Raw genomic sequence first — 26,556 nt, 5'->3', positions numbered from 1 at the left:
ATGTGCTAAACTCTTACTATCCAGTTGGATGCGCCTCCTTTGTTCAGATTATGCGGTCGGCAAACCTGCATTTATTCTAACAAAGGAGGCTGTTTTTTTCGACGCATAGCTATAAGCTTTTTGGAACCACATGCATAGCATGTGGTATTCGCTTACGCAATAAAAAGCTAGTCAAGAAATTCTTGACTAGCTTTAACTCCATAAGTATTACCACTATTAATCATTATTTGTAAAAATTGTTATTAATGCAATTGCTCCAAGAGTCCTCATGATTTCTTCATGATGCTCTTTTTCTCTTTGCTGCCGCTCACGCAACTCCCGATCGTTTTCACAATCCCTGCGCTTCATTTCACGATAATGACGTTCTCTTTCTTCTTGTATACGACGATCGCGATCATAGTCATGGTCTCGATGATGGTTTTTATATTTATGGTCATGTCTATCGTTATGTTTTGGCGAAGCCTCGATCGCTGATACGCCTATGCCCAACTGCATAATGCCTATCATTGAGTAAATAACGATTTTCTTAGTTAAGTTTTTCATGGACTATCCCTCCTTTATTTGCTAATTTAATTATAATTTGGGAATATGACAAAATTATGACAGGACATGCCTTATCAAAAAAATTAAACAAAAAGAACACCACCGCAAGAGGTAGTGTTTGCGGTGGTGTTCACAGACGAACGGTAAGTATTTTTAGCACTCAGTATGATCGTTTCCGAAACAGCAGAAGAACAACAAAAGGATGATTATAATAATCACACAGCTGCCATTATTGTTACCACCAAAACCGCCAAAACCCATAACAATCCCTCCTTTTTGTTTGCTATATCCTATGGTGAAGGAGATGGTTTTGCTAATGGTTGAAGCAAAAAAATGTTTTTTATCGACCTAATTTTAATAGGCAATCAAGATTGAGTTCGACTAGTTGATTCTTTTATTTTATAAGAAAAAAACTCCTGCAATACGCAGGAAGTTGATAAATACCATAATCACTCTATAAACCACTTACCTTCATCACAAAATAGGTAAACCTCTTTGCCATGTACTTTACACGTATAACGAATACCCCACCCGCCTGCTTTCAATGAGGCCGCCTGCCGAATATCTAAAACTCGATCAATAGTAAATGTTCGACCATCAGACCAGAGTATTTTAAGCGGTTTAATTGTACCGTTAGATTCATGTTGAGCTATGATTGTCACGAATTTTTTCAAAATAAAAACACCCCTCGATAGTACAATAGAACATATGTTCCGTTTTGTAAAGAGGAATGTTGTAATTTTTAACTTATATTGAACGTTGCCTAAAAACACACAAGCTATAACTAAGCAGCTTGGCATTATTCTAATTCAATTGGTAGCTTAAAAAATAGTCAGTTGAGTTGGCTCGTCAACCTCTTCTATGATTATTCTAGGATTTTTTAGATCATTAAACTCAACCCAGTCTGAGCATGAGTTACACAATACCTTTGCCGATTCTTTTGCCCAGATCAGCTGTTTATCACATGTCGGACAAATAAACTCCACTAACTTATTCATCCAAAAACCACCTACATATCTGAAATATTATTAAACAAAGGAACGCCCTTGAATTCCTCATCTAATTGCTTAACAAGCTTATAAAAGGTATTTCTTTTGAGCTTTGCGCGCCGCATAGCTTCAACTGCAGTTATTTTACCTTTTTTCCACTGCAGATAAGCCTTTCTGAGTTCATCGGTAATCTTGACTCTAGGTCTTCCGTACGGCCGCTTTTCAGCTAATGCTAACCTTATTCCCTCACGCCGCCGTTCGTCAGCCGCCTCACGATCAAACTCTACTAATTCGTAATAGCTGTTAAATCTAAGCACCCCCGCAGGATTATGGGTATTGAGCTTCTCATTTATGCTGACAAGATTTAAACCGCATTTTTTTAGTCCTTTAAACAGTTTAAACAACTCAGTTAAATCCCTTGCGGCCATTGTGAAACTCTCAATATAGACTGTATCCCCCGGGCTGGCGGCTTCTAACAGCCGCTCTAATTCTAACTTTCGTTCCGCCGCCTTTTCAACGAATAACTCATCTATACTATATTTATTTTGAAGCTTGCTGTATCTCTCTGCTTCATCTGGAGCATTTAAAAATCTTTCGTAAAAATACCTCAAAATCAACCATCCTGTCAGAACTATTAATACCAATAATTATACATAAAACGCTGTGAAAATCTATCAGTTTTTTTAAAATTTTGCCGCAAATATCCGTTAGTTTCTCTGCAAAAAATTATAATAGAGTATATAGATAACTGCTTATTCGTCTGACGCTTCAATTCGGTATCAATTTAATTTGTCACCAATATCTCCCTGCCCAAATTTTATATTTAAATCAACTTATGATAAGCTATAAATGTGAGTAAAAAGCTCTGATTAAGCTATCCGCAACGAGTCGACTACCACAGGGAGGGATTAAATGACAGGAATTATCTTAGCCGGAGGACAAAGTATACGCATGGGTAAAGATAAAGCCTCCTTACCCTGGTCTGATTCAGATTTGCTGAACGCCAAGATTTATCAGCTGCGTAGTATCTTTACAGATATAATCGTTGTTAGCAATACCCCCAGAAAAATTGACGCTGATATACGTGTTGTTACAGATATATACCCCAAAATGGGCCCGCTAGGCGGTATTCATGCCGGACTGATTGCCGCACGCAATCCCTATGCTTTTGTTACAGCTTGCGATATGCCATATTTTTCAGCAAACGCTGTGCGGTATCTTTGTTCTAACGCTGAACAATGGGATATTACAATGCCTGTACATGGCGAACAGTATTATGAACCGCTTTTCGCTTGTTATAGTAAAGCCTGTATTGGCGCCGCCGAAATGCTGTTTGAGAAAAACATCAGACGGATAATTGATCTCTTTAATCTTGTTCGCTATAAGCTGATTTCTCAAGAAGACTTTCGCGCTTTTGATCCTCAGCTCAATATATTTTCCAACATTAACACCGCCCTCGATTATCAAAAGGCATTGCTTGAACGGCCTGTACCAAATAATAAAGAAAAGAGCTGATAATATGATTCCGGTTATATCTTTTATTGGTAACTCTAATTCTGGCAAAACCACGTACTTAGAGAAACTAATCGCTGAGATGAAACGAAGACATTATAAGATTGCAATTGTCAAACATGACGTTCACGGGTTTGATATCGATCATCCAGGCAAAGATACCTGGCGTCACGCTCAGGCAGGGGCTGATATTGTCTGTATTTCCTCACCGCAAAAGATGGCCTTAATAAAAAAAGTTGATCAAGAACTTAGTTTAGACCAAGTACTTGATCACATTGATAATGTTGACTTTATTTTTACTGAGGGATATAAACAAGAAGCTAAACCAAAGATTGAGGTTTTCCGTCAGAAAGACGGAAATAGGCCGCTTGGTCGGCTAAATGATTTGATTGCTGTTGTATCTAACGGAGTTGTTTACGAAGATATTCCTCATTTTACGATTGAAGATCCAAAACCGTTAGCCGATTTTTTGGAAAAAACGTTTGTATAGAAACTGCATGACCTACAGAAAGAAGGGTTAAGAGTGCATATTGAATTAGAAAAGGCGCAAAAGCTATTATTAGATCACGTAAATCCACTTTCAGCAGCTATACAACCTCTGTCATATTGCTGGGGACGAGTTTTAGCTGAAGACGTTATTTCAGCTATTGATTTCCCGCCGTTTGACCGCTCACCGCTTGACGGCTATGCCGTATGCAGTAATGACGTAATACATGCAGCCCACGACACGCCCATTAGCCTAAAAGTAATAGATAACATCCCAGCCGGAAGTGTCGGCAGTCAAACAGTCGTACCAGGAACTGCTGCGCGCATTATGACAGGCGCTCCCCTTCCGCCAGGCGCTAGTGGTGTGGTGCGTTTTGAAGATACTAAATCTACTGATACAGCCGTCCAAATTTTCGCAGGAGCAGATAGTGCTAAAAACATCTGTAAGCAAGGTGAAGAAATTAGTATTGGTCAAGCCGTCCTAAAGCATGGAACGGTGTTAAACGCTGGCTGTATGGGGCTTTTAGCAATGCTCGGCAAAGCAGCCCCCCTTATTTATCAAAAACCTACAGTTGGCATACTTTCTACAGGCAGCGAGCTTGTTGGTTTAAACCAGCAGCTAACGTCTGGAAAAATCCGCGACACAAATAGTTTTATGTTATTAGCACAAATACAAGAAGCTGGCGGAGCAGCTGTATTATTAGGAAATGTTCATGACGATACAGAAAGCATTGTAGAAAGACTGATGTCCTCGCCAGAATGCGATATCTACATTACAACAGGCGGCGCTTCAGTGGGCGATTATGATTTAATGGGAAATGTTTTAACAGCATTAGGCATTACTCCCCTATTTCATCGCATTGCTATTAAGCCAGGTATGCCTGTTCTTGCTGGTTTTTGGAAGAACTCGCTTCTAGTCGGCTTATCTGGAAATCCTGCAGCTGCTAGTGTATCCTTTGAAATGCTAGTCCGGCCTGTTTTAAGAAAGCTTGCTGGCTATACAGACTGCTGGCGTCCGAAAGCAACCGCTGTCTTACAAGGGGACTTCACGAAAAAATCAGTTAGTCGACGGTTTGTCTGGGCAACCTGTTTCTCCAAAGGTGATACTCTTTATGTCACCCCTGCGAGTTATCAGGGCAATGGCATGCTTAAATCTATGGCTTCGGCAAATGCGCTTATTGATATACCAGCAAACAGCCCGCCTCTCTCTGCCGGCTCACAAGTCGAAATACTGATGCTTAACAAGTAAATGCCACATGCAGCCAAGCGTTGCACTAAGGAGTGATACATATTGAAAACCATCCGCGTTGAAGACGCAGTAGGAACCATTTTAGGACAGGACCTAACCCGTATTGTGCCGGGGGAATTTAAAGGTGCCGCCTTTAAAAAAGGACATGTAATAACCCAAGCAGATATCCCAGTTCTGCTAAGTATGGGTAAGGACAATGTCTATGTCATGGAGTTAAATGCTGATGAAGTCCATGAAAATGAAGCGGCAGAAATAGTAGCAAACGCTATCGTCGGAGGCGGTTTAACGCTCACTGAACCACTAGAAGCTAAAGTTAATATCATAGCCAAGCATAAAGGCATGGTTAATATAGATGTTGATTTGTTAATGAGGATAAATGAATTAGACGGTATAGCTGTTGCTACCCTGCATAACGGGACTGTTGTAAACGAGAATGAGTTAATTGCCAGTGTAAAGATAATTCCTCTTACAATACCAAAAACCACCTTAGCTATTGTTCAAAAAATCCTGCAATCGAACTCTGTTATAAGATTATTACCTTTCCCAGAGCGAAAATTCGGCATGATAGTAACAGGTAATGAAGTTTATTATGGACGAATACAAGATAAGTTTGTCCCTGTAATCAAAGACAAACTTAGTTATTTCGATACAACTTTAACGGAAGTTATTTTTGTTCCCGACTCTGCTGAACAGATTTCTGAGGCTGTCAGCAAACTGATCAAAACAAATGATTTCGTAGTTGTCTCCGGAGGAATGTCTGTTGACCCGGACGATGTAACCCCTGAAGGAATACGAAAATCCGGTGCATCAGTAGAAGTATATGGGACGCCAGTGCTCCCTGGCGCAATGTTCTTGTTAGCCTACCTAAACGACAAACCGGTGCTTGGCATACCTGCTTGCGGTATGTTTTGTAAAACAACCATCCTTGATGTTGTCTTACCGAAAATTATAATAGGAGAAAAAATCAGCCGCCGTTATATCGCCTCACTAGGACATGGCGGTCTTTGCAGAAACTGTAAAGAAGGCTGCCGTTATCCGATATGCTCTTTCGGCAAATGATCCAGTCTTGTCTTGTGACTGTCAGAAAGCTTATAGCTTAAAGCACAGTATTAGCCGAAATTTTTTAATCAAATACAGCAAACGCCGCTAGGAAATGTAAATCCTAAGCGGCGTTTTTCGTTTATTAATCATTTATACTGTTTCAATAGTAATTTTTTATTTACATCTTTTTGAATATAGCAAAATGCTCTAAACTATAATTAACTAAATGTGTAAACGGGAGGTTAATACTAGTGAATTACCATCGTTTTAGCGTTGATAATGACGAAGTTAGTATACCGCTTATACCCGATCTAAAGAAACTATATATAGAGCTTACAACCAAGTGCAACTATTCTTGTATAACTTGCATCAGACATTCCTGGCAAGATCCTCTTACCTCCTTATCAAAGGCCGCAATCGATAAGTTAATTTGCGATATGTCCGAATTACCCCAGCTTAAAACGATACATTTAGGCGGTTTCGGTGAGCCGCTAATGCACCCTCATGCAATCGAAATGATCGAGACCTGCAAACAAAAGGGCTATGAGGTCGAAATGATTACCAATGGTTCATACCTCACAAAGGACCTTAGCAGGCAGTTAGTTGATATTGGTCTTGATTGGATATACGTGTCGCTGGATGGCGCAGATGATGATAGTTTTTCGGGCATCAGACCGGGAGCCTCCTTCAGCGAGGTAACCTCGAACATTCTGCAGCTGCAAGAGATTAAACAGAAATATAATAAGCAATTCCCTAAGCTCGGTGTTGAATTTGTCGCTACAAAAAAGAACTTTAACCGCTTAGCCAATATGCGTAAACTTATAAATAAGCTAGGTGCACATCGCTTTATAATTACTAATGTTCTGCCCTATCACGAAAGTATGAAAGACCAGATACTGTATGATCCAGCAGACTTTAATAAAGGCTTTGACTTACCCGTACAGCCTATATATAAAACAATACCCGAAATGCAGCTAAGAACACAGCGGACCTGTAATTTCGTCACAAATAAAGCTATGGCTATAACGGCACAAGGCTATGTAAGCCCCTGCTATGCCTTCATGCATAGTTATGATTGTTACATACTAGGCAGGAAAAAACATAGCGATGCATACTATTTCGGCAATATTGCCGAGCAGTCGTTAGCAGATATTTGGATGAAGCCTGAATATGCCAGATTTCGCTGGTTAGTTAAGCACTCACTCTATCCATCATGTACTGATTGCAGACAAGTTGACGGGTGTGCTACAGCCCAAACAAACGAAATAGACTGTTGGGGAAATCAGCCTTCATGTGCTGATTGCTTATGGGCAAGAAATATTGTGCTTTGTCCTTAATTTAATTCGTAATCTGTTTTAGAAGAACTTGATTTGTATTATGTACATTACAAATCAAGTTCTTCGTCCTTTGTACCATACTGTTATTTATATATTGTAAATCCACCATCAACAAAAATAGTTTCGCCGGTTATGTAGTTTGACATATCAGACAATAAAAATAATACTACATTAGCAATATCTCCTGGGCAGGCGATGTGCCTCATTGGTATTAACTTCTCAGAATGCTCTACTATCTTTGGGTTACAGAACTCATCATTTGTCATTCCTGTATAAGTAAAACCTGGCGCAACTGCATTTACTCTAATATTATATTCAGCCAAATCTAACGCCATCGTCGACGTCAAAGCTATTATCCCAGCCTTAGAAGCCGAGTAATCTGACATATTAGGGCGATAAATTTTACTCCTGATACAGCTAATATTTACAATCCTGCCTGATTGGTTTTTTATCATTTCTAGTGATATATGCTTAGATAACAAGAAAGTACCTGTCAGATTTGTCTCTATTACGTTATGCCATTCTTCAATTGACAAACAGTAGAATGGTTTACTATACGAAAAAATCCCAGCAGCATTAACCAAACCAGTAATATTACTACTTTTATAATTATTGAGAAATTCCTTAATAGCCTCTTCCTTACGTACATCTAAAACATAATGCCTATAATTTTCATGTTCAATATTACCTGACATTACATCTATTCCAATTACTTTAGCATTGCGGCTTAATAAAAGTTCAGCGCAGCTTTTTCCAATTCCTGAACTTGCACCTGTAATCACTATTACATCGTTTGAAAAATTCATAACTAAACCTCCCCTCAAATAAAAAAGTCATGCTTATTTATCACGATTGACCCATTATTTGCTTACATGCATAAGTGATAAACTCCTCTGAATCGCAAGTTTCATTAAAGCCCATATCTGTCATTACATATGATTTTGAAATGATTTGTGCTTTTTTCAGCAGCATCTTGGCACAAGCCATTCGGCATCCGTCAATAGAAACTACTTCACTGGCTTGTTCCGCGGCCTTTAAAAAGCGAGGATACCCTGCGCCAATGCCAGCTAAACAGCTTGAACCGCACTGTGCATACCCCTCAGACCGCAAACGGCGTCCTACCTTATCACTAATCTCTCCCTCATTACAGCACCCTGAACAAGTATAAATAATTATTTTTGACTTCCCAGTATCATAGCATCCCATATTCCTTCCTCCCTTTAACTCGTTTATTTTCTATTTACAAACGACAGCTGCCTGTTCCTAGATTATATAAAATAAGAAGCCTGACACAGTCGACATTAGAATAACCGAAGCAACAAAAGCGGCAACCAGTCTCTTGCGGAAAATCGAGTTAAGCAGCACAATTTCAGGTAAGCTCGCACCTGCAGAGCTAATGACCAGAGCCATTACCACCCCCGCCCCCATTCCTTTGGCAATGAGAATCTGTGATATTGGAATCATTGACGCCAAACGAATATAGAGCGGAATGCCGATAATAGCCGCTAAAGGAATGAGCCACCAAGACTCACCGCCAAAGTATGTAGAAATCCACTCGGTCGGTACGGCCTCATGAATAATTGACCCAATTGCTGCGCCAAGCAAGAGGTAGGGATATACCGCTTTAACAAGATCAATAGTTTGCTTCCAGGCAGAGCTAACACTAAGTACGCTCGGCCTTGCATCAATATCTCCAGCTATCAATTCTTTTACATCCTTTTCAAATCCCATTTTTTCAAGCCCAAATCCGATAATAATCGAAAGTACCGACGTAATCAGAGTATATACAATAGCCACCTTCCAGCCTAAGGCGAATATCATTAAGGTTAAAATGGTCGGATCTAAAATAGGTGAGGCAAATAGAAAAACCATGACCAAGCCAAACCGGATTCGTTTATTCAACAAGTTCACAACAATAGGAATAGTAGAGCAAGAGCAGAACGGCGTTACAAAAGCAAACACAATGGCACCAAGTGCCCCGATAAACACATTCTTGCCTGACAGCCATTCGTTCACTTTGTCATATGGAATCCAAGCTTGAAGCAAATTGATCAAAAAACTTATCCCTAAAAACAATAAACCTAATTCTACAGCCAAATAAATAAACGTCATTATTATCTCGTACATATTACCCTCCCTTTAATACTTGCAATTTGCAAGTATGGTTTTAAAAAAGAGTTCACCGTAACGGTGAACAACATACTCCAGATTTAGCTAAGCACTGATTTAATAACTGAATAGATTTGATTACAGTATCTCTTTCAAAGTCCGTCATATTTGAAAACAATTCCTGAAAGTAACTATTCATTTGCTCGCTTATAAGTCTGACAACACCAGCACCTTCCTCTGAGAGAGATAATACATATATTCTTCTGTCTTCAAAATGCTCAGTTTTGACTACTAGCCCCAGCTTCACTAGTGTTTGAATTTGCCTGCTAAAGGTAGTAATATCAATCCCTAACGTGTCAGCAATATCTTGCATCGACGGATCTCGACGCTTATTAATCTGATATAGTATGTGACTCTGCGTAACCGATAGATAAGAATCACCAACCTTACAGCAATTCTTATCAAGCAGTCCTAGACGACGAGTCATCTGATGAAAGGTCTCTCGGATGTGTTCAATCTCCAACTTTATCACCTCGCCCTCATTTTACCAATAATATTTGCATATTGCAAGTATTATTTTTTGTGGCGAGAGCTTACCTTCAATTAGTTGCATCGGTCATTTTGGCTTTTGCTGCAAAGAATTTTTTCAAATTGTCAGGTACCTCTTTAGTTTCGCTTTGAGTTGCTTGTTGCTTGCCATACACATGCTTTAGAATGGCATCGATCATCATCGCCCTAGGAGGTGTTGTGTATTCTTGTCCCTGCCAAGTCCACACCCTGCAGTCGACATCTTCCCCACATACATCGCCACAGGATTCACAAAGACTTTCTTTGACGTCCAGATCAATATCTTGACCGTTGATGCGAATGGTTGGCGAACTAACAAATCCAAGTTCACTTGCCTGCTGTTCGCTTTCAACAAGTGTCTTTTGAACTTCAATTTCGTAGCCTATTGCTTTCAAAACAGACGCCACCTCTGCTATTGCGTCTTCAAGATTAGCATCAGTGCCCATACACCGGTCACACACCGTAAGGTCGATATACATGAACTCGATAAGCAGTTTCTTTACCTTTTGTTCGCTGGTCACACAGCAATTATCATCGCCGCAGCAGCATTTTGACTTTTGTTCCATTACAATTGCCTCCTCATTTAAATGATTCCATATATTAAGACGGTAATATCATCAAAAGGACGCATACGTATAAATATATTTTTTAATCTGAGCGTAAATAGATGAAATTGATCCGCCAACCAGTTCCAATTTTTAGTTCCAAAAAAACATATAAACTTCCCCTGTGTCCCAAAAACATAATATTCTGTATGCATTAAACTTTGTATAAATTCTAGGTTCAGGTTGTGCAAAATGCACGATACTTTATGAAAATGTTCAACGAGCTATTCAGGAACTTGGTCTACAGGCTGAAGTATTAATAATAACTGAGATGACAACGATCATGCAGTATGGCGTAATGGTAACACCAGCTATTGTAATAGATGGTGTGGTAAAATCAGCAGGTAAAATCTTATCAATCTCCGAAGTTGAAATCTTATTGCAGTCCATGAATTTATAAAAAAGTAATGTATGAGCGCTATTCAAGTTGTTAATGATTATTAATTAAAGATGCCCCTTCAGTTGAAGGGGCATCTTCAATACTTCCATTTATCACACTTTTTTCATAAGAACAGAATAAAGTTCTGTTGGTAATTCGCCTTCTTGTAAATTATAAATATTCAAAATGTCATACCCTTTGGCAAGGTGCTTGATCTTATCTTCATTAAAAAAGTGAATTATGAATCCATTTACCTCATACAAGTCTTCACCCTTATGAGTACCCATACCAAAGTTTTTATCTTTCGTATTTCTTACAGTATAAAAGTTTAATCCACTGCCTTTTAATACCCTTAATACCTCAGCAGATAGACTCTCAAGTTCTCGCGTTGTAAACGCCATGCAAAAGAGCATGTTTGAATAACATGCGTCAAACGTTTCGTTATCAAATGGTAACGGATTTCTCACATCGTGTTGTAAAACTGTAACTAAATGCGATATCCCTAAAGCTTCTGCCTTTTTTTTAATTGTTTCAACGCCAACTTCTGTATATTCAAGGGCATATACATGAACTCCCTGCTGTGCAAAGAATAAAGTATCCCGCCCTTGTCCCGCCCCTAATTCTAGAACAGTCTTGATTCCCCGCTCATTAAGGATGGGAGTAAATAGCTGAGCTGATTCACTTGGACTAATACCAAACATATCTTTAGTTTTCGCGAATGTGTTTTCCCAGTGATTTTGTTGATGATTAAAGTCGTTATACATACATTTTACTACCCCCTTAATTTTAGCACTAATATTAAAGTACTCCTTTTTCAGTTAAACACCTGCATAATTACCCATACATGAGTCGTAACTAATAATATCTCCATTAGTTTTTCAAAAAGAAGATTTAATATATGTGTTTATAACTATGTAGTATTAGAACATTAGAAAATTGTTAAATAATTACACTAACTCAATTAATGCAAGTTGACTGGTACCGACAGCATAACCCCCTTCAATAACCTGAAGGGGGTTAATAAATTTAATTAAACAGCTTAAAGATTACAAAACTCATTATTCTTAGCCTTGAGCCTATAATCAATGATGTTGCCGCGGCGATCAAGTTCGAGACTGCAACAATCGCAGAGCATTTTCTTCAATCTTTTTTGTGCCCGCTGTACTCGCGATTTTGCACCTGAGTAAGACAACCCTAAAAATTCAGCCAATTGTTTTTGAGTTAGTCCCTCATATTCAGTAAGAATTATTGCCTCACTATACTTCACCGGCAAATGCTGAATCATGATTGTCAAACAACCAGCGATTTCCGCATTATTGTTATCATCAATTCTGATCTCCTTGATTTCCGGCATTTGAGCAAGCGGTTCTTCCTTCTTGCTTGCACGATAATAGTCATTTATCACGTTGCGGGCGATTTGAAAAATCCAAGATTGCAGCTTTCTTTCGTCATTTAGCTTGTCAATGCTTCGAAATATCTTATAGTAAACCTCCTGTAAGATATCTTGGGCATCTTCAGTGTTAGAGACTCTTTTAAAAACAAATTTTTTCAGGTGGTCCGCAAACTCCTCAGAAATATAACTAGAGTTAAGGTTCACATCTTTCACCTGCCTAAATATCTCGCCAATGATTTATATGCAATGATGCTTACTTGTGATGCGTGACAAAAACACATGCTCTTCTTGATTAAAGATCCGCACCCATTATATTAACTTATTGATTATGCTCTTTAACTGCTTTTTTATTACCAAAGTCAAACAAGTGACGTGTTCTGTTGCAGTAATTGCATACCGAAAGCATAACAGGTACTTCTACTAAAACTCCCACCACAGTCGCCAGTGTTGCTCCCGATTTTAAACCAAATAATGAAATAGCTACCGCGACAGCTAGTTCAAAGAAGTTACTCGCTCCAATAAGAGCCCCTGGAGATGCGATATTGTGCGGAACTTTAAAGTATCTAGCCAAACCATAGGCTAAACCTGAGTTAAAATAAACCTGTATCGTAATCGGAATAGCAATAAGAATAATATTAAACCAGTTGCTTAAAATCACTTCCCCTTGGAAGGCAAAAATAATTATCAAAGTAACTAAAAGTGCGATGATGGTAACAGGTTTAAGCGGTGTTAAAAATTTGGTATTAAACCACTCTTCACCCTTTGTGCTGAGAATAAACTTTCTGCTCAAATACGCTGCCACGAGAGGTATAACTATATACAGCAGTACAGACATAAATAGTACATCTTTAGGAACTACAATATTTGAAACTCCAAGTAAAAGCATTACAATTGGCGCAAAAAGCACCAGCATTAATAAGTCATTTATCGCAACCTGCACCAAAGTATAAGCTGGATCTCCATCGGTGAGATAACTCCAAACAAATACCATAGCCGTACATGGTGCTGCCGCTAAGATAATCACGCCTGCCATATACTCATTAGCCAGTTCTTCCCCAATAAACCCTATAAACAAATATTTGAAGAATAACCACCCCAATAAAGCCATACTGAAAGGCTTTACAATCCAGTTAACAAACAGCGTAATTAACAGCCCTGTGGGCCTATCGCCAACTTTCATTATTGCTGAAAAATCTATTTTGAGCATCATAGGATAAATCATAAGCCATATAAGCACTGCGATTGGTAAATTTACATGACTGACTTCCATCTTACTCAAGCTTGTTACAACCTCAGGGAAAAGCTTCCCAAAAACAATCCCTATTCCAATACAAAGAAAAACCCATAACGATAAATATCTCTCAAAGAAATCTAAACGTTTTTCATTACTCAAATCAGACTCACTCCTTACATTATTAATTCTTCACCTTAGTTTTTGGCAATAATCAGCGCAGTTTAAAATTGTCTAAATTGTACAATCATATAAACAATCTTTAATATGTTTATATGATATGCCTATTTCATCTGTCTGTCAAGAATGATTATAAAAAATACTAGCTTATATTACATCTAAACGAGGTAGACTGCACTGCTGCAATCTACCCCATCTTATAGACCCTTGAATGGTCCAAAGGTTGCTTTTATCATAACTTAATCTTATCGCGTACGATTTCAACGTTATCAGCTATTTCATTTTCTGTTCCTTTGAATCCTGAATGGTCTGGAAAACTCTTATGATAATACTTTTAACACCAATAAAAAGAGGGCAAGCCTCCTTCGCATTATCACATACGGTTACAACATGAACCGTATCAGCATTTATCAATATGTCTTCTATTTTATTACTCTGGCTTCCTAAAGATTCTTATAATATATTCCCTGATTTTGTCTCGAGTTATTCTGACTTGCGCAAGAACTTCTTCATCTGGTCCTGTAAATTCTGATGGATCACTGAAACTCTCTTCATAAGTTTTATATCCATAATAGAACGAGCATATTTCCTTTGTCTTATCGCAAAGAGATACTACATGGTGAAAGTTAGTCTTTCTAAATTCATTTATTGATTTTGAATAATGCTTAGAAATATCTATTCCTATCTCAGCCATTACTTGTACTGCATATGGATTTACTAGTGTTGGCTCAGTGCCAGCGCTATAAACCTCATATTTGTCTCCACCTAAGGAGCGAAGCAAACCTTCAGCCATTTGTGAACGTGCAGCATTATGAGTGCAAAGAAAAAGAACTCGTTCCTTCAATGATATTCACTCCTAATTAATATATTTATATTTACTTATATATTAATTACAAAAGCGTCTCTTTTCAATACCTAAAAAGTTAAGATTTTGTTATGCTTTTAGCTTAAATTTATCATTTCTTTCTCTTGTATCCACAGTTTAGTACCACTACCTGTAATTATCGTTATTATTTTTATAACTGTGCTAAATAGACAAAAAGGCTGAGTGGATGTTATCTATCCACTCAGCCTTTTCATCTATTCTTCATTATCTGCGCACGGATGTATTCGAATTTTTAAGGTTTCGGCCTTTTTAGCTTCTTTTAAAAATGGCAAAACAGCATTGATAGAATTAGAGTTTATACTGTAAAAAATCCACTTTCCATCACGACTATCACTAAGAACACCTGCATGCTTTAATATCTTTAGGTGATGAGAGATTGCAGGCTGAGACTTATTTGCAAAAGCGGCAATTATATCACAAACGCAAAGTTCTTTGCCAATTAGCATTTTGACAATCTCAAGCCGTGTGTCATCGCCAAGAGCTTTAAAAATTGTAGCTAGCTGTCTCATATCTACTCCATATTAACCATTTTATAACAATCATAGCATATTTAAATATCTTATCGCAATCTTTAGTTAATTCACCATTCTATTAGAGAGATAATAATTCTATGAATAAAACAATATTATCTTGTTCATCCATTTGAGTGAACAAGATAATAAGGCTTCTAGTTTTAGCACTAGAAGCCTTGTTTATTACAACATATTAAACTGGTCGGAGCGACACGACTTGAACGTGCGGCCTCTACCACCCCAAGGTAGCGCTCTACCAAGCTGAGCTACGCCCCGACTGATGACTTATAATATTGTACCTTCTTTAATTTTAATTGTCAAGTTATTGCCCAACTACTCGAGCGCCCTGATTATCAATATTTAACAGCAAATACTTGGCCCTAATACCGTTCGTGTTGAATGCGCTTACCATAGCCTGCCCAATTTGCTCTTCGTTTTGATTAGCAAAGGAAATTAGGCACGGACCGGCACCGCTTATTGCCGAACCTAATGCTCCCGCTTCTTTTGCCGCTCTAAATACGTCCTGCAAACCTGGGATAAGCTGCTGGCGATAAGGCTGATGAATTCTATCTTCTAAGGCACACTGCAAATGGCCAAACTCTCCTTGCGTTAATGCCCCAACCAGCAGTGCAGTTCTGCTGATGTTAAACACCGCATCCTTATATGGAACTTCTTTAGGCAGCACATTTCTGGAAGCTGAGGTGGCTAAAGTGAATTCCGGCACAGCGACTACCATTGTCAGCTTAGCTGGAGGCATAAAGCTGAGGCACTGGGCCCGCCCTTTGTTGAGCACACTTAACGTTATTCCGCCAAATATGGCCGGAGCGACATTATCGGGATGCCCCTCAATTTCGGTTGCAAGTTCAAATAATTCTTGCTTAGTCATACTTTCACCAGTAACAGCATTAGCTGCTACTAAACCGGCAACAATTGCTGCTGCACTGCTCCCAAGTCCTCGCGCAAGAGGAACATTATTAACCATTTTTATATGAGCACCCTGATATTTAATACCAGTGCGGTCTAAAACCATCTTAATAGCCTGCCAAACCACATTTTGTTCGTTGGTCGGGATAAACTCCCGCCCTTCACCTACAATATCAATAGTTAATTGGTTAGTGCTATTTAGTGTTAATTCTAAATCATTATATATTGTGCAGGCAATGCCGACTGCATCAAAGCCCGGACCGCAGTTGGCCGTTGTGCCTGGTACAGAAACCCTGGCTGTATTAGTCATAGAAAATCTCCCCTGCCATGATAGACTCTTTTAGTCTATCTGCTGCGCTTCAACTCTAATAACGTTTTTAACAGTTGTTAAGCCTGACATATCTTTGATTGTGTTTAGTGCCATTCTTATATTGGCATCAGACACATGATAAGTTATTAGAACCACTTCAGCACAATTATTAACCTTGCGTTTTTGAATTACTGAGTTCAAGCTTACATTATGAGCTCCAAATGCTCCGGCGATAGCTGCAAGTACCCCTGGCTCATCTTCAACCAGCAGTCTAATATAGTAAGCAGACTGAGTCTGCTCTACAGGACAAAAGTTCTTCTCTTCAAAACAAGTACAAAGTATCCTGCCGCTTACATTATGACGAATATCACGTGCAACATCTACTATGTCAGCAACAACAGCGCTGGCTGTCGGCATTTCGCCCGCCCCGCGGCCGTAAAACATAGTCTCACCAACAGCATTTCCTCTTACGAAAATTGCATTAAACACATCACTAACAGCGGCAAGCGGATGAGCTGCAGGAATGAATGCCGGATGAACACGCACATCTATACCGTTATTATCGATGTCTTTAGCAATTGCTAAAAGCTTAATTACATATCCCAATTCGCGGGCATACTCAATATCGACTGGTGAAATATTAGTAATACCTTCCACATCAACATCATCTAACGAAACTCTAGTATTAAATGCGATGGAAGCTAAAATGGCAATTTTACGCGCAGCGTCTAAACCTCCTACATCGGCTGTCGGATCTGCCTCAGCATAGCCCTTAGCCTGAGCTTCGGCCAGTACTGTTTGATAATCTAGCTTTTCGTTAGTCATCTTGGTAAGCATATAATTTGTTGTGCCATTCACGATGCCCATAACTTCAGTTATCTTATTAGCAGTTAGACATTGTTTCAGTGGTCTAATTATAGGTATACCACCGGCAACACTGGCTTCAAACATAAAATCAACGTTATTTTTCTGAGCGGCTTCGAATAATTCACGTCCATATTTCGCTACAACATCTTTATTCGCAGTTATAACATGTTTACCTGAATTTAAAGCTTTCAGCATATATTCTTTGGCAGGTTGCTCTCCGCCCATAACTTCGACTATAATATCTATATCTTTATCTGAGATAATTTCATCGATATTTGTCGTTATTAAGGCGTCTATATTTAAGCCTCTTGATTTATTGGGATTTCGAACCATGATACTTTTTATATTTACAGGCAAGCCAACTTTTTGGGTAATCTCATGTGCATTGCCTGTTAAAACCTTTACAACACCTGTGCCAACAGTTCCTAAACCTAAGAGACCGATATTAATCGTCGTTTTCATAGTGCTACCCCCTGATTATGCTTGCTGCCCTAATACCTCAAGCCGCTTGACACCTTCAACCATTCTTAACTTATCTAATAAAGCTTCTAAATCAATAACTAATTCTGCTGTCTCAATCGAGATTGTCGCATTCGCTACGCCTTGTAACGGAATACCTTGATTGATAGTCAATACACTTCCATGATCACCGGCAATAGTATTTAGCACCCGTGACAATACACCAGACTTATGCTCAAGCAAAAGGGCAAGTGTTACAATCTTCTCTTTACTAGCTTCGTAGAACGGAAATACATAATCTTTATATTTATAGTAGGCACTCCGGCTCAATTCCATCTTTTCTACTGCTTCATTTATAGTTCTTGCCTCTCCACGTTTGAGCATATCTTTAACCTTAATTGTCTTTTTAATGGCTTCAGGAAGAATCTCTTCACGAACAAGATAGAACCCTGATTTTTGTCTATTCACAATTGTACCTCCCGTATTTCTCAAAAGGATAATAATCTATTTACAGAAGACATTATAACATTATTATCCTTGTACTGACAAGCGAAATTAACAAAAAAATGGTCAGTCTTTACAGACTGACCATTTTTGTATCCGAATATACCGGTTGGTCTTTAAAAATCAAGATAAACGCAACATCGGCTTCCACCTTTGCCAATGGCTAGGTGCAAGCCGTGTTCTTTAGAAAATTATGCAGATTAAGCCGCCACTGCCGTCATTAACTATTTTTTGTAATGTATCGCGTAATTTAACTTGGGCTGTTTCAGGCATACCTGATAATTTGTTTTGGATACCTTCACGTACAAGGGAATTTAGTGACTTACCAAAAAGATTTGTACGCCAAATTTTTTCAGGCTCACCTTCAAATTCACGCATTAAATATTGAATGAGCTCCTCACTCTGCTTCTCGGTACCAAGTATTGGGGAAATTTCGGCTTGAACGTCAGTTTTGATTATATGTAACGATGGAGCAGAAGCACGCAAACGAACACCAAACCTATTGCCAGTGCGAATAATCTCCGGCTCTTCTAATACCATTTCATCCAATTGAGGAGCAACTACGCCATAACCTGTCTGCTGCACCTGTTCTAGAGCGCTCGCCAGTTTATCATATTCCCGCTTAGCAACGGATAGGTCTTGCATCAATCGCAGTAAATGATGCTCTCCTGAGATTGTAAAACCAGTGAGCTCTTCCATAACCTGATAGAACAAATCCTGCCGTGAGGTAATTTCAATAACGGCGATGCCGCTTCCTAGATCCATGTCATGGAGAATTACATCAGCAACAAATTCGTGACTGGATAAGTCGTCTATGGCGCAGTCGATATCTCTTAATCTGCGTACATATTGAACAACTTCCCGCACCGCTGAATCGAATTTTTCTCTCAACCAGTGATCGGTATTAAGTTCTTCAACCCACTTAGGCAGTGAGATATTAACTTCTTTAACCGGGAATTCATAAAGTACTTCTTGGAGAATTGCATATATATCATCATGGTTTAGTTGCGCACAATCTACCGGAATTACAGGAACATCATAGGAGCTTTCCAACTTGGCTACTAGTTCTCTTGTTTCTTTAGTTGTTGGCTGATTAGTATTTAAGATAACAAGGAACGGTTTTTGCAGTTCTTTTAATTCATTAACAACTCTTTCTTCAGCAGGAATATATGCTTCACGCGGCAGGTCAGTAACAGTACCATCGGTAGTTACAACCAAACCAATTGTGGAGTGCTCGGCAATTACCTTTCTAGTACCAACTTCGGCTGCTTCCTGGAATGGAATTTCTTCTTCAAACCAAGGGGTTAGAACCATTCTAGGACCATCTTGTTCTTCATATCCTAAAGCGCCTTCGACAGAGTACCCAACGCAATCAACAACCCTTACTCTTACTGCTACGTTATCTTTTATATTAACTTCAACAGCTTCGTTAGGAATGAATTTGGGTTCGGTAGTCATGATTGTTTTACCGGCTGCACTTTGCGGCAACTCATCTTTGGCACGTTCTTTTTCGTATGGATCAGTAATATTCGGCAAAACCATTGTGTCCATAAATTTTTTGATGAAGGTTGATTTTCCTGTACGTACTGGGCCTACTACCCCGATATAAATATCACCGCCAGTACGTTCGGCGATATCTCTAAATAAATCAAATTTCTCCATATGGTCGTTTCCCTCCCCATAACTAATTATATATAATACATTTGAGCATATCGCCCATTAACCCCCGTGTTCATCCCTCCCTTATAGAAAGTAGGCCAGCGAGAAGGAGTTAAAATAGTATTATAGCGGTGTCTTATAATCATTAATAAATATATGACATGCAGCGGATAATATTACTAATTTAATAAACTACCTTGTACGGCATAAATCATAGAATTTTATCCGACAGAAGTCTTGCTAACAAAAAAGCCATCTATTCAGTAATACTCACTGATAGATGGCTTTTATTCGTGTTTCGTAGTTATATTCTTTAGTCTTTAGTTTGTTTCCATAGACCTTTATCGAGGACTACCTCTTCAACCTCTTGGGTTCGTCCCCTGGTCATAAGATCCAATACTGCTTCCCTCGGAGATTGACCTTCATATAATACTTTGTACGTCTGCTCTGTTATCGGCATTTCTACATTGTATTTCTTTGCCAAGTTATATGCGGCAGAAGTAGCTCTAATACCCTCTACCACCATACAAGTCTCTGACTCTATTTCAGCCACAGTTTTACCCTGAGCTAACAGTATGCCAGCTCTTTTATTGCGACTGTGACGGCTGGTACAAGTCACCATTAGATCACCAATTCCAGAAAGTCCAGCAAAGGTTAATGTGTCCGCCCCCATGGCAGTACCTAACCGGGCTATTTCTGCCAAACCACGGGTCATTAGAGCCGCTTTCGAATTGTCACCAAAGCCTAAGCCTTCGATAATTCCTGCACCTAATGCAATAATATTCTTTAAGGCTCCGCCTAATTCTACCCCAACGATATCAGGATTAGTATATACCCTAAAATACGGCATCATGAAAGTTTCTTGGACTTTTTCAGCAACAGTAATATTTGATGACGCGACAACTGTAGCACTCGGCTGCTCCATGCTGACTTCTTCAGCGTGGTTAGGACCTGATAAGACGACAATTCTATCTTTGAAGGCCGGTACTACATCTGCAATAACTTCTGACATACGCTTGTTTGTTTCCAATTCAAAGCCCTTTGCTGCAGTTACGATTATTGCATCTTCCTGCATGCAATTGGCAATCTTTTGAACAGTATCCCGAACAGCCCGTGAAGGTGTAGCTAAGACAATAATTTGGGCTTCTGTGACTGCTATATCTAAATCATTAGTACAAACAACACTTTTAGGAATGCTTATCCCAGGTAAATAACAGTCATTTTGTCTGGTTTCATTAATTGTTTTTACTAATTGTTCATTACGTGCCCAAAGCATAACTTTATCATGTTTTTGCCCTAACATGACTGCCATAGCCGTGCCCCAACTACCGGCACCAATTACAGCAATCTTCATAATCATTTCTCCTTTTCGCTCCCCTTATTAGCTGAACCTGATTTAATTTTAAGTTCGTTTCCTTTAAGCAGTCTTTCGATATTAGGCCTGTGCCTAACAATAACAAAGGCCGCGGCAAGCAAACCAAAATAGTAAAATTCAATTTTCTCATTAAAAAGCCACATTAGGATTGGCACAAGTGCGGCTGCAACAATCGAAGCTAAGGATACATAACGGCTTATATAGACAATTACGGCCCAAACAGCAAACACAATTGCAGTAACTTTAGGAACCAGTATGGCAATAACACCTAAGCCAGTTGCTACACCACGTCCACCTTTAAATTTAAGAAATATTGACCAGTTGTGACCAGCAATTGCTGCAATACCACCGATTAGCAGAGCTAACGCCGATCCATCTAAAAATTGTCCGATATATACACCCAATACCCCTTTGGCGGCATCGGTTAGAAAAACCCACAAAGCTGGCCACGGGCCAAGCACTCGATAGGCGTTTGTCGCGCCAATATTTTTGCTACCAAACTGCCGCAGGTCTATATCACAAAAAGATCTTCCTATTATAAGACCATTAGGAATAGAACCTAGCACATAGCTGATAGCAGCTATTAATAAAAGATTAGAATAATCCATAGCACCCTCCTCCCCAAAACAATGAAACTATTCTTCTTCTTTACGACCGCGAACAACAAGCTTCAAAGGAGTTCCTTCAAAACCAAAGCTTTCGCGTAATCTGTTTTCTAAGAAACGCAAATAGGAGAAATGCATAATCTCTGGATCATTAACAAAGAAAATAAAGGTAGGCGGCTTAACGTCGGCCTGGGTAGTAAAGTATATCTTTAGACGTCTACCCTGTTCTGACGGCGGAGGATTTACTGCAGTTGCATCTGTTATAACTTGATTTAAAACGCTTGTTGAAATTCTCATGGAATGCTGCTCTGCTACAAACTTAATCAAGTCGGTAATACGATTTACCCTCTGTTTAGTTAATGCTGATGTAAACAACACTGGCGCATACTGCATAAAACCTAACTCATCTCTGATGGTCTCAGTAAACCGCAGTGAAGTTTTGCTGTCTTTTTCCACTAAATCCCACTTATTCACAACTATTACTATACCTTTGCCGCCTTCATGAGCATAACCAGCGATTTTCTTATCCTGTTCTGTTACCCCGTCTACCGCATCAATTACCATCAATACAACGTCGGACCGGTCAACTGCGCGCAATGAACGCATGACACTATACCGTTCAACAGGCAGTTCAATTTTGGCTTTCCGTCTCATTCCGGCTGTATCAATTAGTACAAATTGCGTTCCTTCTTTAGTAAAATGGGTATCAATTGCATCACGAGTTGTGCCAGGAATGTCACTTACAATAACACGTTCTTGGCCAATGAGAGCATTTACTAAGGAGGACTTACCTACATTCGGTCTGCCGATCAGAGCAACTCTAATCTGGTCACTTTCTCCTTCAGGTTCTTGATCTTTAGGCAGGCTTTCGACTACTTTATCGAGTAAGTCACCTAAATTCAAAGCATTTGATGCAGAGATAGGAATAGGTTCACCTAGTCCTAGATTGTAAAATTCATAAATCTCATCCATTTTTTTAGCACTGTCAACTTTGTTAACTGCAAGAATAACTGGTTTGCGAGTGTTTCTAAGAATTGCTCCCACTTCTTCATCTGACGAAGTTAATCCAGCCCTGCCGTCAACAATAAATAGAATTACGTCAGCTTCTTCTATTGCAAGCTGAGCTTGATGACGAATAGCATTTAGGATTCGATCATCAGTTTCAATTTCAATACCGCCTGTGTCAATCATGGTAAATTCGTTATTAAGCCATTCAGCGTCGAGGTAAATTCGATCGCGGGTTACTCCCGGCATATCTTCAACAATTGACACTCGCTTTTTTCCTATTTGATTAAACAGCGTTGATTTTCCAACATTCGGTCGTCCCACTATTGCAACGATTGGTTTACTCATTTCATCACCTAATTCATCATATTTATACAAGATTGAAAATATATTATTTTTTTGGTTAATTATGGACAAGTTTTTATATAACTAGTTTTCCTGCGCGGATATGGCAATATACCTTCAAATAATTAATTACTCATCCCAAGCTTGAAGTAGTTGATGCAGTCCTGCCGCTCCATATGCAGCATGCACAGGTACCTTCAATTGGTTTTCAATATCCTGCAGCTTATAGTTATCTAAAAATACCTCTTCACCTTTGCGCAAAGCTATGCCAGGGATAATGACTCCAGTGCGTTCACCTGGCAAACTATTTAATGTGCCCACAATATCCTGACCTGTTAAAAGTCCTGTCACTGTTATTCTTGTACCAAAAAAGGCATTTTCGACAGGCACTACACGAATATGCAGATTGGGTATCCTTACTTCAGCCATAAGAGGTTCGATGATTTTTTCGGCTGATTTGCCACACACAACATCAAGGTAAGTAGGTTTTGAATAGCCCTTAGAAATTTCGGTGCAGCTTTCCCATTCGGCTAAAAAGTCCCTTACTAACCCAACACCGTTTTCAATTTGGGGAAAATCATCGTACATTTCATATTCAGGAATTGGCTGATTAGCTGCGATATAAAATTCATCAGCTAAATAGACAAAAGAATTGTCAATTTCGGTTCTGCACTTATTTTGCCAATTTGTTACCATGCTAATTATATTGCACGCCTGTTCTTGTGTAAAGCCGTCGAGCGGGTAACAGTCGTCGCGATAACGGCTCAGCCCAACTGGCACAATAGCTAAAGATAGTACACTCGGAGATAATTTATACAAATCAGCTATAGTCTTTTCTAAAATTTCACCGTCATTTACGCTTGGGCATAAAACAACCTGCGTATGAAGCTCAATGCCCATATCAGTTAATCTTGTCAGCTGCTCCATAATTTTAGCGGCGTTTTTATTGTTCAGCATTTTGGCGCGTGTTGGTCCATCAGTAGTATGTACAGATATATACAGCGGCGATAAATGCAACCTGCGAATTCTATCAAAATCCTGCTCAGTCAGATTAGTAAGTGTGACAAAGTTTCCATATAAAAAGGACATACGGTAATCATCGTCTTTAACATATAAGCTTTCTCTCATATTGGGAGCCATCTGATCGACAAAACAAAAAATACACTTGTTAGCGCAACGCCTTATACCGTCGAACACCGCACTCTCAAACTGTATCCCCAAGTCTTCATCATAATCTTTTTCTATTTCAATAACTTCTTGATCACCGTTTGGCTTTTCAATTAGCAGTTCGACATTTTCATCAGCCAAGACAAAACTTAGATCAATAATATCCCTTAGTTTTTGTCCATTTACCTCCAGCAAGCGGTCTCCCGCTTCGATACCGATTTCTTCGGCAATACTATCAGGGTTTACGCCTGTTACAATACCATAATATGACAAGTTTTTCACCTCTCTTTATTATTCCTTTTGCTTACTGGATTTTCCTGCAAATAAAATCAAGGAGTGATGAGAAAAACATCACTCCTAAAAGAACCTGGATTTATTTTTCTTGTTTGTCCTTGTCAGGTTCCTTATTCTTTTCATTCTTTGCTTTAGGGGCAAAGAAGTTAGCAAATTCGGTCGATGTGAATTGTTTTAGTTTGGCTTTTGCCTCTTTCATACTTCCTGTACTTAAGAACAGAAAAGCTGCTGCGCCTACAACCAAAAAGCCTACTATCCAACCAATGGATTTTGTTGCACCAGATGCACCGGCTGCAACAGTACCAAAACCAGCTTCACCTGCTTGATTTGCAGGGTTAGCGCCCGTTTTCCCAATAACAGATGGAATTACATCAGCAAAAAGGGCAACACCTTTTTCAGCCGATTCACGGCTATTAGTATGAGCGCCTACTTCCAAAAGCATTGACCGCGGATGCAGGTCTTGGTTGTAGTCCCCTCCTTTAGCAAAGAATATACCCTTAACTAAACCTGGATGCTTTTTATCTGATGCTGCTTTAATCTGCAATGCATAATCTTCAATTTGCTTACCAGTTGGTCCATATTTTCCTACAACTAACTGAACTTTAGAAATATCCTGGCCATTAACCTTGCCTGCATAAACTTCACGCGGAACAGCATCTCGATGGATATCAAAAACAGCGTCAGGCTGCTGTTTTTTAACCAGATCAAGCGCTGTACGGCGCGATCTTTCATAAGCCATATTGTCGTGCGGATCATGTTTGGCAGTTGAGTGGATAGCATTAATGCCTTTATCCTGCAGAGACTTAGAAAAAGTATCACCGACTTTATAAATGCTGCCCTTACCCAAAATACTCTCTTTACCGTCTGTCGGAACATAAGACTCATCAGAATGAGTGTGATATATAGCAACTTTACCAGTACTCTGAGCTATTGCCACACTTGGCATGAGAATTTCGCGCCATAGAGCCTGTTTTTCGGTTTCATTTATATACTTTGATAGATTAACCTCGCCGATAAATTTAGCATGAGCAGTAGTTCCTTCAATACTTACTACTTCATATCTCTTATTATCCTCAGTCAAGCATTGGTCTCCGATCTGCAATTCCCAGCCAGTAACATATACAACCTTGCCGCTTTCATCCACAATGTTGTAGTAAGTGTAGCTGCTGGCAAATCCAACGCTAAGGCTTGTACAGCTGAATATTACTATTGCTAATATTACAATAAGTCTATTCACTGTCCTCACCTCTTCCATCCTTTTGCTGATTGCCGGAATTGGTGTCAGTTTTGTTATTAGGAACAGCTTTTAGATTTCTCTTTTTGGCACTGCTGTTTGATAATTCTTTACTAAATTCATATAGACCTTCCGGCCGATTTGGGCCAAGAACAGGTCCGCCTTGCATCTTTTCCCTAGTCTCGCCGACTAATTCAGCTACCATAACGGCGATAATACCGGCAATAATAACTACATCAAAGGCACCAGCACCGCCAATTGCAGTTGTTCCAGGGATACCTGCCCGCAGAATTGTTACCATATGGATTATATCACTTAATATAATACCTAGAACACCACCAACAAACGCACTGCGACGTGAACGACCGGCAATGTAGGCTATTAAGCCTGCTGAAATTCCGTAAATAAGTTTAGGGTCCATAAACATATTTTCAGGTTCGTAAGGAAGATAAAGTGATCCTAAATAGACCGAGAAAGCAACCAGTAAACTTGCCAGCACTGCTCTAACTCGTTCAGCAGTCTCATCGGCCTTAAAGATTAACCAAATCGCTAGTAGAGCTGGCAGCAGCGCTCCTCCGACATTTATTGTTAAAGTTACTGGTTCACTCATAATAGGAATATCAATAAAGCTGCCCAAGACGATACCAACAATGAACATTAAAGCCTGCTTGTCTGTCAAGCGCATCCTGTCTAAAATCCGCTGAGCTATACCGAAATAAACTAATACGCCAATCACCAATAGCGTAATCATTCCTATTGGCATGTTCATACAAACTCACCTCTAGCTTT

The 26,556-nt window shown here is 39.3% G+C and carries 30 protein-coding genes and 1 tRNA gene; 6 read left to right on the top strand and 25 right to left on the bottom strand.

Features of this window, described 5'->3' with window-relative positions:
* Positions 1-216: 216 nt before the first annotated feature.
* The 4 genes from V6C17_RS08965 to V6C17_RS08950 form a co-directional block, all read right to left on the bottom strand.
* Complete coding sequence (locus V6C17_RS08965; protein WP_333522235.1) at positions 217-543, bottom strand: hypothetical protein; 327 nt, start codon at positions 541-543, stop codon at positions 217-219.
* A 449-nt stretch (positions 544-992) separates the two neighbouring features.
* Positions 993-1,217, bottom strand: coding sequence for a hypothetical protein (locus V6C17_RS08960; protein WP_333522234.1), 225 nt, complete (start codon positions 1,215-1,217; stop codon positions 993-995).
* A 147-nt stretch (positions 1,218-1,364) separates the two neighbouring features.
* Positions 1,365-1,541: a hypothetical protein gene (locus V6C17_RS08955; RefSeq protein WP_333522233.1), complete on the bottom strand. Its 177-nt coding sequence runs from the start codon at positions 1,539-1,541 to the stop codon at positions 1,365-1,367.
* Positions 1,542-1,552: 11 nt separating this feature from the next.
* Positions 1,553-2,143: a recombinase family protein gene (locus V6C17_RS08950; RefSeq protein WP_333522232.1), complete on the bottom strand. Its 591-nt coding sequence runs from the start codon at positions 2,141-2,143 to the stop codon at positions 1,553-1,555.
* A gap of 301 nt (positions 2,144-2,444) precedes the next feature.
* Between V6C17_RS08950 and V6C17_RS08945 the strand changes: the two genes are divergently transcribed.
* The 5 genes from V6C17_RS08945 (at position 2,445) to V6C17_RS08925 (ending at position 7,157) form a co-directional block, all read left to right on the top strand.
* Entirely contained in the window at positions 2,445-3,047 is a 603-nt protein-coding gene (locus V6C17_RS08945) for a molybdenum cofactor guanylyltransferase (protein WP_333522231.1), read from the top strand.
* A 4-nt stretch (positions 3,048-3,051) separates the two neighbouring features.
* The gene (gene mobB, locus V6C17_RS08940) at positions 3,052-3,534 is read left to right on the top strand and encodes a molybdopterin-guanine dinucleotide biosynthesis protein B (protein ID WP_333522230.1); all 483 of its coding nucleotides are present in this window, start codon (positions 3,052-3,054) and stop codon (positions 3,532-3,534) included.
* A 33-nt stretch (positions 3,535-3,567) separates the two neighbouring features.
* Complete coding sequence (locus tag V6C17_RS08935; protein WP_333522229.1) at positions 3,568-4,779, top strand: molybdopterin molybdotransferase MoeA; 1,212 nt, start codon at positions 3,568-3,570, stop codon at positions 4,777-4,779.
* Between the two features lie 42 nt (positions 4,780-4,821).
* On the top strand, positions 4,822-5,838 hold the full coding sequence (locus V6C17_RS08930; RefSeq protein WP_333522228.1) for a molybdopterin-binding protein: 1,017 nt from the start codon (positions 4,822-4,824) through the stop codon (positions 5,836-5,838).
* Positions 5,839-6,071: 233 nt separating this feature from the next.
* A complete protein-coding gene (locus tag V6C17_RS08925; RefSeq protein WP_333522227.1) occupies positions 6,072-7,157 on the top strand; it encodes a tungsten cofactor oxidoreductase radical SAM maturase in 1,086 nt (361 codons plus the stop codon).
* Between the two features lie 83 nt (positions 7,158-7,240).
* Here V6C17_RS08925 and V6C17_RS08920 read toward each other — a convergent pair whose 3' ends face one another.
* The 5 genes from V6C17_RS08920 to V6C17_RS08900 form a co-directional block, all read right to left on the bottom strand.
* Positions 7,241-7,963 carry an SDR family NAD(P)-dependent oxidoreductase gene (locus tag V6C17_RS08920; protein ID WP_333522226.1) on the bottom strand — a complete coding sequence of 241 codons (723 nt, stop codon included), beginning with the start codon at positions 7,961-7,963 and terminating at the stop codon, positions 7,241-7,243.
* A 40-nt stretch (positions 7,964-8,003) separates the two neighbouring features.
* Positions 8,004-8,363 carry a putative zinc-binding protein gene (locus V6C17_RS08915; protein ID WP_333522225.1) on the bottom strand — a complete coding sequence of 120 codons (360 nt, stop codon included), beginning with the start codon at positions 8,361-8,363 and terminating at the stop codon, positions 8,004-8,006.
* Positions 8,364-8,420: 57 nt separating this feature from the next.
* The gene (locus V6C17_RS08910) at positions 8,421-9,284 is read right to left on the bottom strand and encodes a permease (RefSeq protein ID WP_333522224.1); all 864 of its coding nucleotides are present in this window, start codon (positions 9,282-9,284) and stop codon (positions 8,421-8,423) included.
* A gap of 52 nt (positions 9,285-9,336) precedes the next feature.
* Positions 9,337-9,798 carry a MarR family winged helix-turn-helix transcriptional regulator gene (locus V6C17_RS08905; protein ID WP_333522223.1) on the bottom strand — a complete coding sequence of 154 codons (462 nt, stop codon included), beginning with the start codon at positions 9,796-9,798 and terminating at the stop codon, positions 9,337-9,339.
* Between the two features lie 67 nt (positions 9,799-9,865).
* Complete coding sequence (locus V6C17_RS08900; RefSeq protein ID WP_333522222.1) at positions 9,866-10,399, bottom strand: DUF2703 domain-containing protein; 534 nt, start codon at positions 10,397-10,399, stop codon at positions 9,866-9,868.
* 208 nt (positions 10,400-10,607) lie between these two features.
* On the opposite strand from V6C17_RS08900, the gene V6C17_RS15970 reads away from it, so the two are divergent.
* Positions 10,608-10,838: a thioredoxin family protein gene (locus V6C17_RS15970; RefSeq protein WP_442891467.1), complete on the top strand. Its 231-nt coding sequence runs from the start codon at positions 10,608-10,610 to the stop codon at positions 10,836-10,838.
* Between the two features lie 92 nt (positions 10,839-10,930).
* On the opposite strand, the gene V6C17_RS08895 is transcribed toward V6C17_RS15970, so the two are convergent.
* From V6C17_RS08895 to V6C17_RS08820, 16 genes are all read right to left on the bottom strand, one after another.
* On the bottom strand, positions 10,931-11,581 hold the full coding sequence (locus tag V6C17_RS08895; protein ID WP_333522221.1) for a class I SAM-dependent methyltransferase: 651 nt from the start codon (positions 11,579-11,581) through the stop codon (positions 10,931-10,933).
* 275 nt (positions 11,582-11,856) lie between these two features.
* Positions 11,857-12,414 (bottom strand): RNA polymerase sigma factor SigZ, encoded by a 558-nt coding sequence (sigZ, locus tag V6C17_RS08890; RefSeq protein WP_333522220.1) that lies wholly within the window; start codon positions 12,412-12,414, stop codon positions 11,857-11,859.
* Between the two features lie 115 nt (positions 12,415-12,529).
* Positions 12,530-13,603 carry an ACR3 family arsenite efflux transporter gene (arsB, locus tag V6C17_RS08885; protein ID WP_333522219.1) on the bottom strand — a complete coding sequence of 358 codons (1,074 nt, stop codon included), beginning with the start codon at positions 13,601-13,603 and terminating at the stop codon, positions 12,530-12,532.
* 448 nt (positions 13,604-14,051) lie between these two features.
* Complete coding sequence (locus tag V6C17_RS08880) at positions 14,052-14,465, bottom strand: arsenate reductase ArsC (protein WP_333522218.1); 414 nt, start codon at positions 14,463-14,465, stop codon at positions 14,052-14,054.
* A 236-nt stretch (positions 14,466-14,701) separates the two neighbouring features.
* Positions 14,702-15,016: an ArsR/SmtB family transcription factor gene (locus V6C17_RS08875; RefSeq protein WP_333522217.1), complete on the bottom strand. Its 315-nt coding sequence runs from the start codon at positions 15,014-15,016 to the stop codon at positions 14,702-14,704.
* 202 nt (positions 15,017-15,218) lie between these two features.
* Positions 15,219-15,295, bottom strand: a tRNA-Pro gene (locus V6C17_RS08870).
* 46 nt (positions 15,296-15,341) lie between these two features.
* Entirely contained in the window at positions 15,342-16,253 is a 912-nt protein-coding gene (gene thrB, locus V6C17_RS08865) for a homoserine kinase (protein ID WP_333522216.1), read from the bottom strand.
* A gap of 30 nt (positions 16,254-16,283) precedes the next feature.
* Complete coding sequence (locus tag V6C17_RS08860; RefSeq protein ID WP_333522215.1) at positions 16,284-17,582, bottom strand: homoserine dehydrogenase; 1,299 nt, start codon at positions 17,580-17,582, stop codon at positions 16,284-16,286.
* Positions 17,583-17,597: 15 nt separating this feature from the next.
* The gene (locus V6C17_RS08855) at positions 17,598-18,047 is read right to left on the bottom strand and encodes an ACT domain-containing protein (protein ID WP_333522214.1); all 450 of its coding nucleotides are present in this window, start codon (positions 18,045-18,047) and stop codon (positions 17,598-17,600) included.
* 219 nt (positions 18,048-18,266) lie between these two features.
* Complete coding sequence (spoIVA, locus tag V6C17_RS08850) at positions 18,267-19,745, bottom strand: stage IV sporulation protein A (RefSeq protein WP_333522213.1); 1,479 nt, start codon at positions 19,743-19,745, stop codon at positions 18,267-18,269.
* Positions 19,746-20,055: 310 nt separating this feature from the next.
* Complete coding sequence (locus V6C17_RS08845) at positions 20,056-21,096, bottom strand: NAD(P)H-dependent glycerol-3-phosphate dehydrogenase (protein WP_333522212.1); 1,041 nt, start codon at positions 21,094-21,096, stop codon at positions 20,056-20,058.
* A 2-nt stretch (positions 21,097-21,098) separates the two neighbouring features.
* Entirely contained in the window at positions 21,099-21,725 is a 627-nt protein-coding gene (gene plsY / locus V6C17_RS08840) for a glycerol-3-phosphate 1-O-acyltransferase PlsY (RefSeq protein WP_333522211.1), read from the bottom strand.
* Positions 21,726-21,752: 27 nt separating this feature from the next.
* Positions 21,753-23,075, bottom strand: a complete 1,323-nt coding sequence (gene der / locus V6C17_RS08835; RefSeq protein ID WP_333522210.1) for a ribosome biogenesis GTPase Der — start codon at positions 23,073-23,075, stop codon at positions 21,753-21,755.
* Between the two features lie 126 nt (positions 23,076-23,201).
* Positions 23,202-24,521 (bottom strand): DUF512 domain-containing protein, encoded by a 1,320-nt coding sequence (locus V6C17_RS08830; RefSeq protein ID WP_333522209.1) that lies wholly within the window; start codon positions 24,519-24,521, stop codon positions 23,202-23,204.
* Positions 24,522-24,612: 91 nt separating this feature from the next.
* Positions 24,613-25,770 carry a stage II sporulation protein P gene (spoIIP, locus tag V6C17_RS08825; protein WP_333522208.1) on the bottom strand — a complete coding sequence of 386 codons (1,158 nt, stop codon included), beginning with the start codon at positions 25,768-25,770 and terminating at the stop codon, positions 24,613-24,615.
* The gene (locus tag V6C17_RS08820; protein WP_333522207.1) at positions 25,763-26,536 is read right to left on the bottom strand and encodes a DUF1614 domain-containing protein; all 774 of its coding nucleotides are present in this window, start codon (positions 26,534-26,536) and stop codon (positions 25,763-25,765) included. Before V6C17_RS08820 ends, spoIIP begins: the two co-directional genes overlap by 8 nt.
* Positions 26,537-26,556: the final 20 nt, after the last annotated feature.

This window comes from Dendrosporobacter sp. 1207_IL3150 (assembly GCF_036763085.1).
Classification (GTDB): Bacteria; Bacillota; Negativicutes; order DSM-1736; family Dendrosporobacteraceae; genus JBAIYU01.
This window is presented reverse-complemented; position numbering and strand designations above follow the sequence as displayed.

Bases quoted from the DNA above. Each gene is read 5' to 3' on its own strand.
- V6C17_RS08965 (WP_333522235.1), bottom strand. From the start codon at position 543: ATGAAAAACTTAACTAAGAAAATCGTTATTTACTCAATGATAGGCATT.
- V6C17_RS08955 (WP_333522233.1), bottom strand. From the start codon at position 1,541: ATGAATAAGTTAGTGGAGTTTATTTGTCCGACATGTGATAAACAGCTG.
- V6C17_RS08945 (WP_333522231.1), top strand. From the start codon at position 2,445: ATGACAGGAATTATCTTAGCCGGAGGACAAAGTATACGCATGGGTAAA.
- mobB (WP_333522230.1), top strand. From the start codon at position 3,052: ATGATTCCGGTTATATCTTTTATTGGTAACTCTAATTCTGGCAAAACC.
- V6C17_RS08920 (WP_333522226.1), bottom strand. From the start codon at position 7,963: ATGAATTTTTCAAACGATGTAATAGTGATTACAGGTGCAAGTTCAGGA.
- V6C17_RS08915 (WP_333522225.1), bottom strand. From the start codon at position 8,363: ATGGGATGCTATGATACTGGGAAGTCAAAAATAATTATTTATACTTGT.
- V6C17_RS08910 (WP_333522224.1), bottom strand. From the start codon at position 9,284: ATGTACGAGATAATAATGACGTTTATTTATTTGGCTGTAGAATTAGGT.
- V6C17_RS08900 (WP_333522222.1), bottom strand. From the start codon at position 10,399: ATGGAACAAAAGTCAAAATGCTGCTGCGGCGATGATAATTGCTGTGTG.
- V6C17_RS08895 (WP_333522221.1), bottom strand. From the start codon at position 11,581: ATGTATAACGACTTTAATCATCAACAAAATCACTGGGAAAACACATTC.
- V6C17_RS08875 (WP_333522217.1), bottom strand. From the start codon at position 15,016: ATGAGACAGCTAGCTACAATTTTTAAAGCTCTTGGCGATGACACACGG.
- thrB (WP_333522216.1), bottom strand. From the start codon at position 16,253: ATGACTAATACAGCCAGGGTTTCTGTACCAGGCACAACGGCCAACTGC.
- V6C17_RS08860 (WP_333522215.1), bottom strand. From the start codon at position 17,582: ATGAAAACGACGATTAATATCGGTCTCTTAGGTTTAGGAACTGTTGGC.
- spoIVA (WP_333522213.1), bottom strand. From the start codon at position 19,745: ATGGAGAAATTTGATTTATTTAGAGATATCGCCGAACGTACTGGCGGT.
- V6C17_RS08845 (WP_333522212.1), bottom strand. From the start codon at position 21,096: ATGAAGATTGCTGTAATTGGTGCCGGTAGTTGGGGCACGGCTATGGCA.
- plsY (WP_333522211.1), bottom strand. From the start codon at position 21,725: ATGGATTATTCTAATCTTTTATTAATAGCTGCTATCAGCTATGTGCTA.
- der (WP_333522210.1), bottom strand. From the start codon at position 23,075: ATGAGTAAACCAATCGTTGCAATAGTGGGACGACCGAATGTTGGAAAA.
- V6C17_RS08820 (WP_333522207.1), bottom strand. From the start codon at position 26,536: ATGAACATGCCAATAGGAATGATTACGCTATTGGTGATTGGCGTATTA.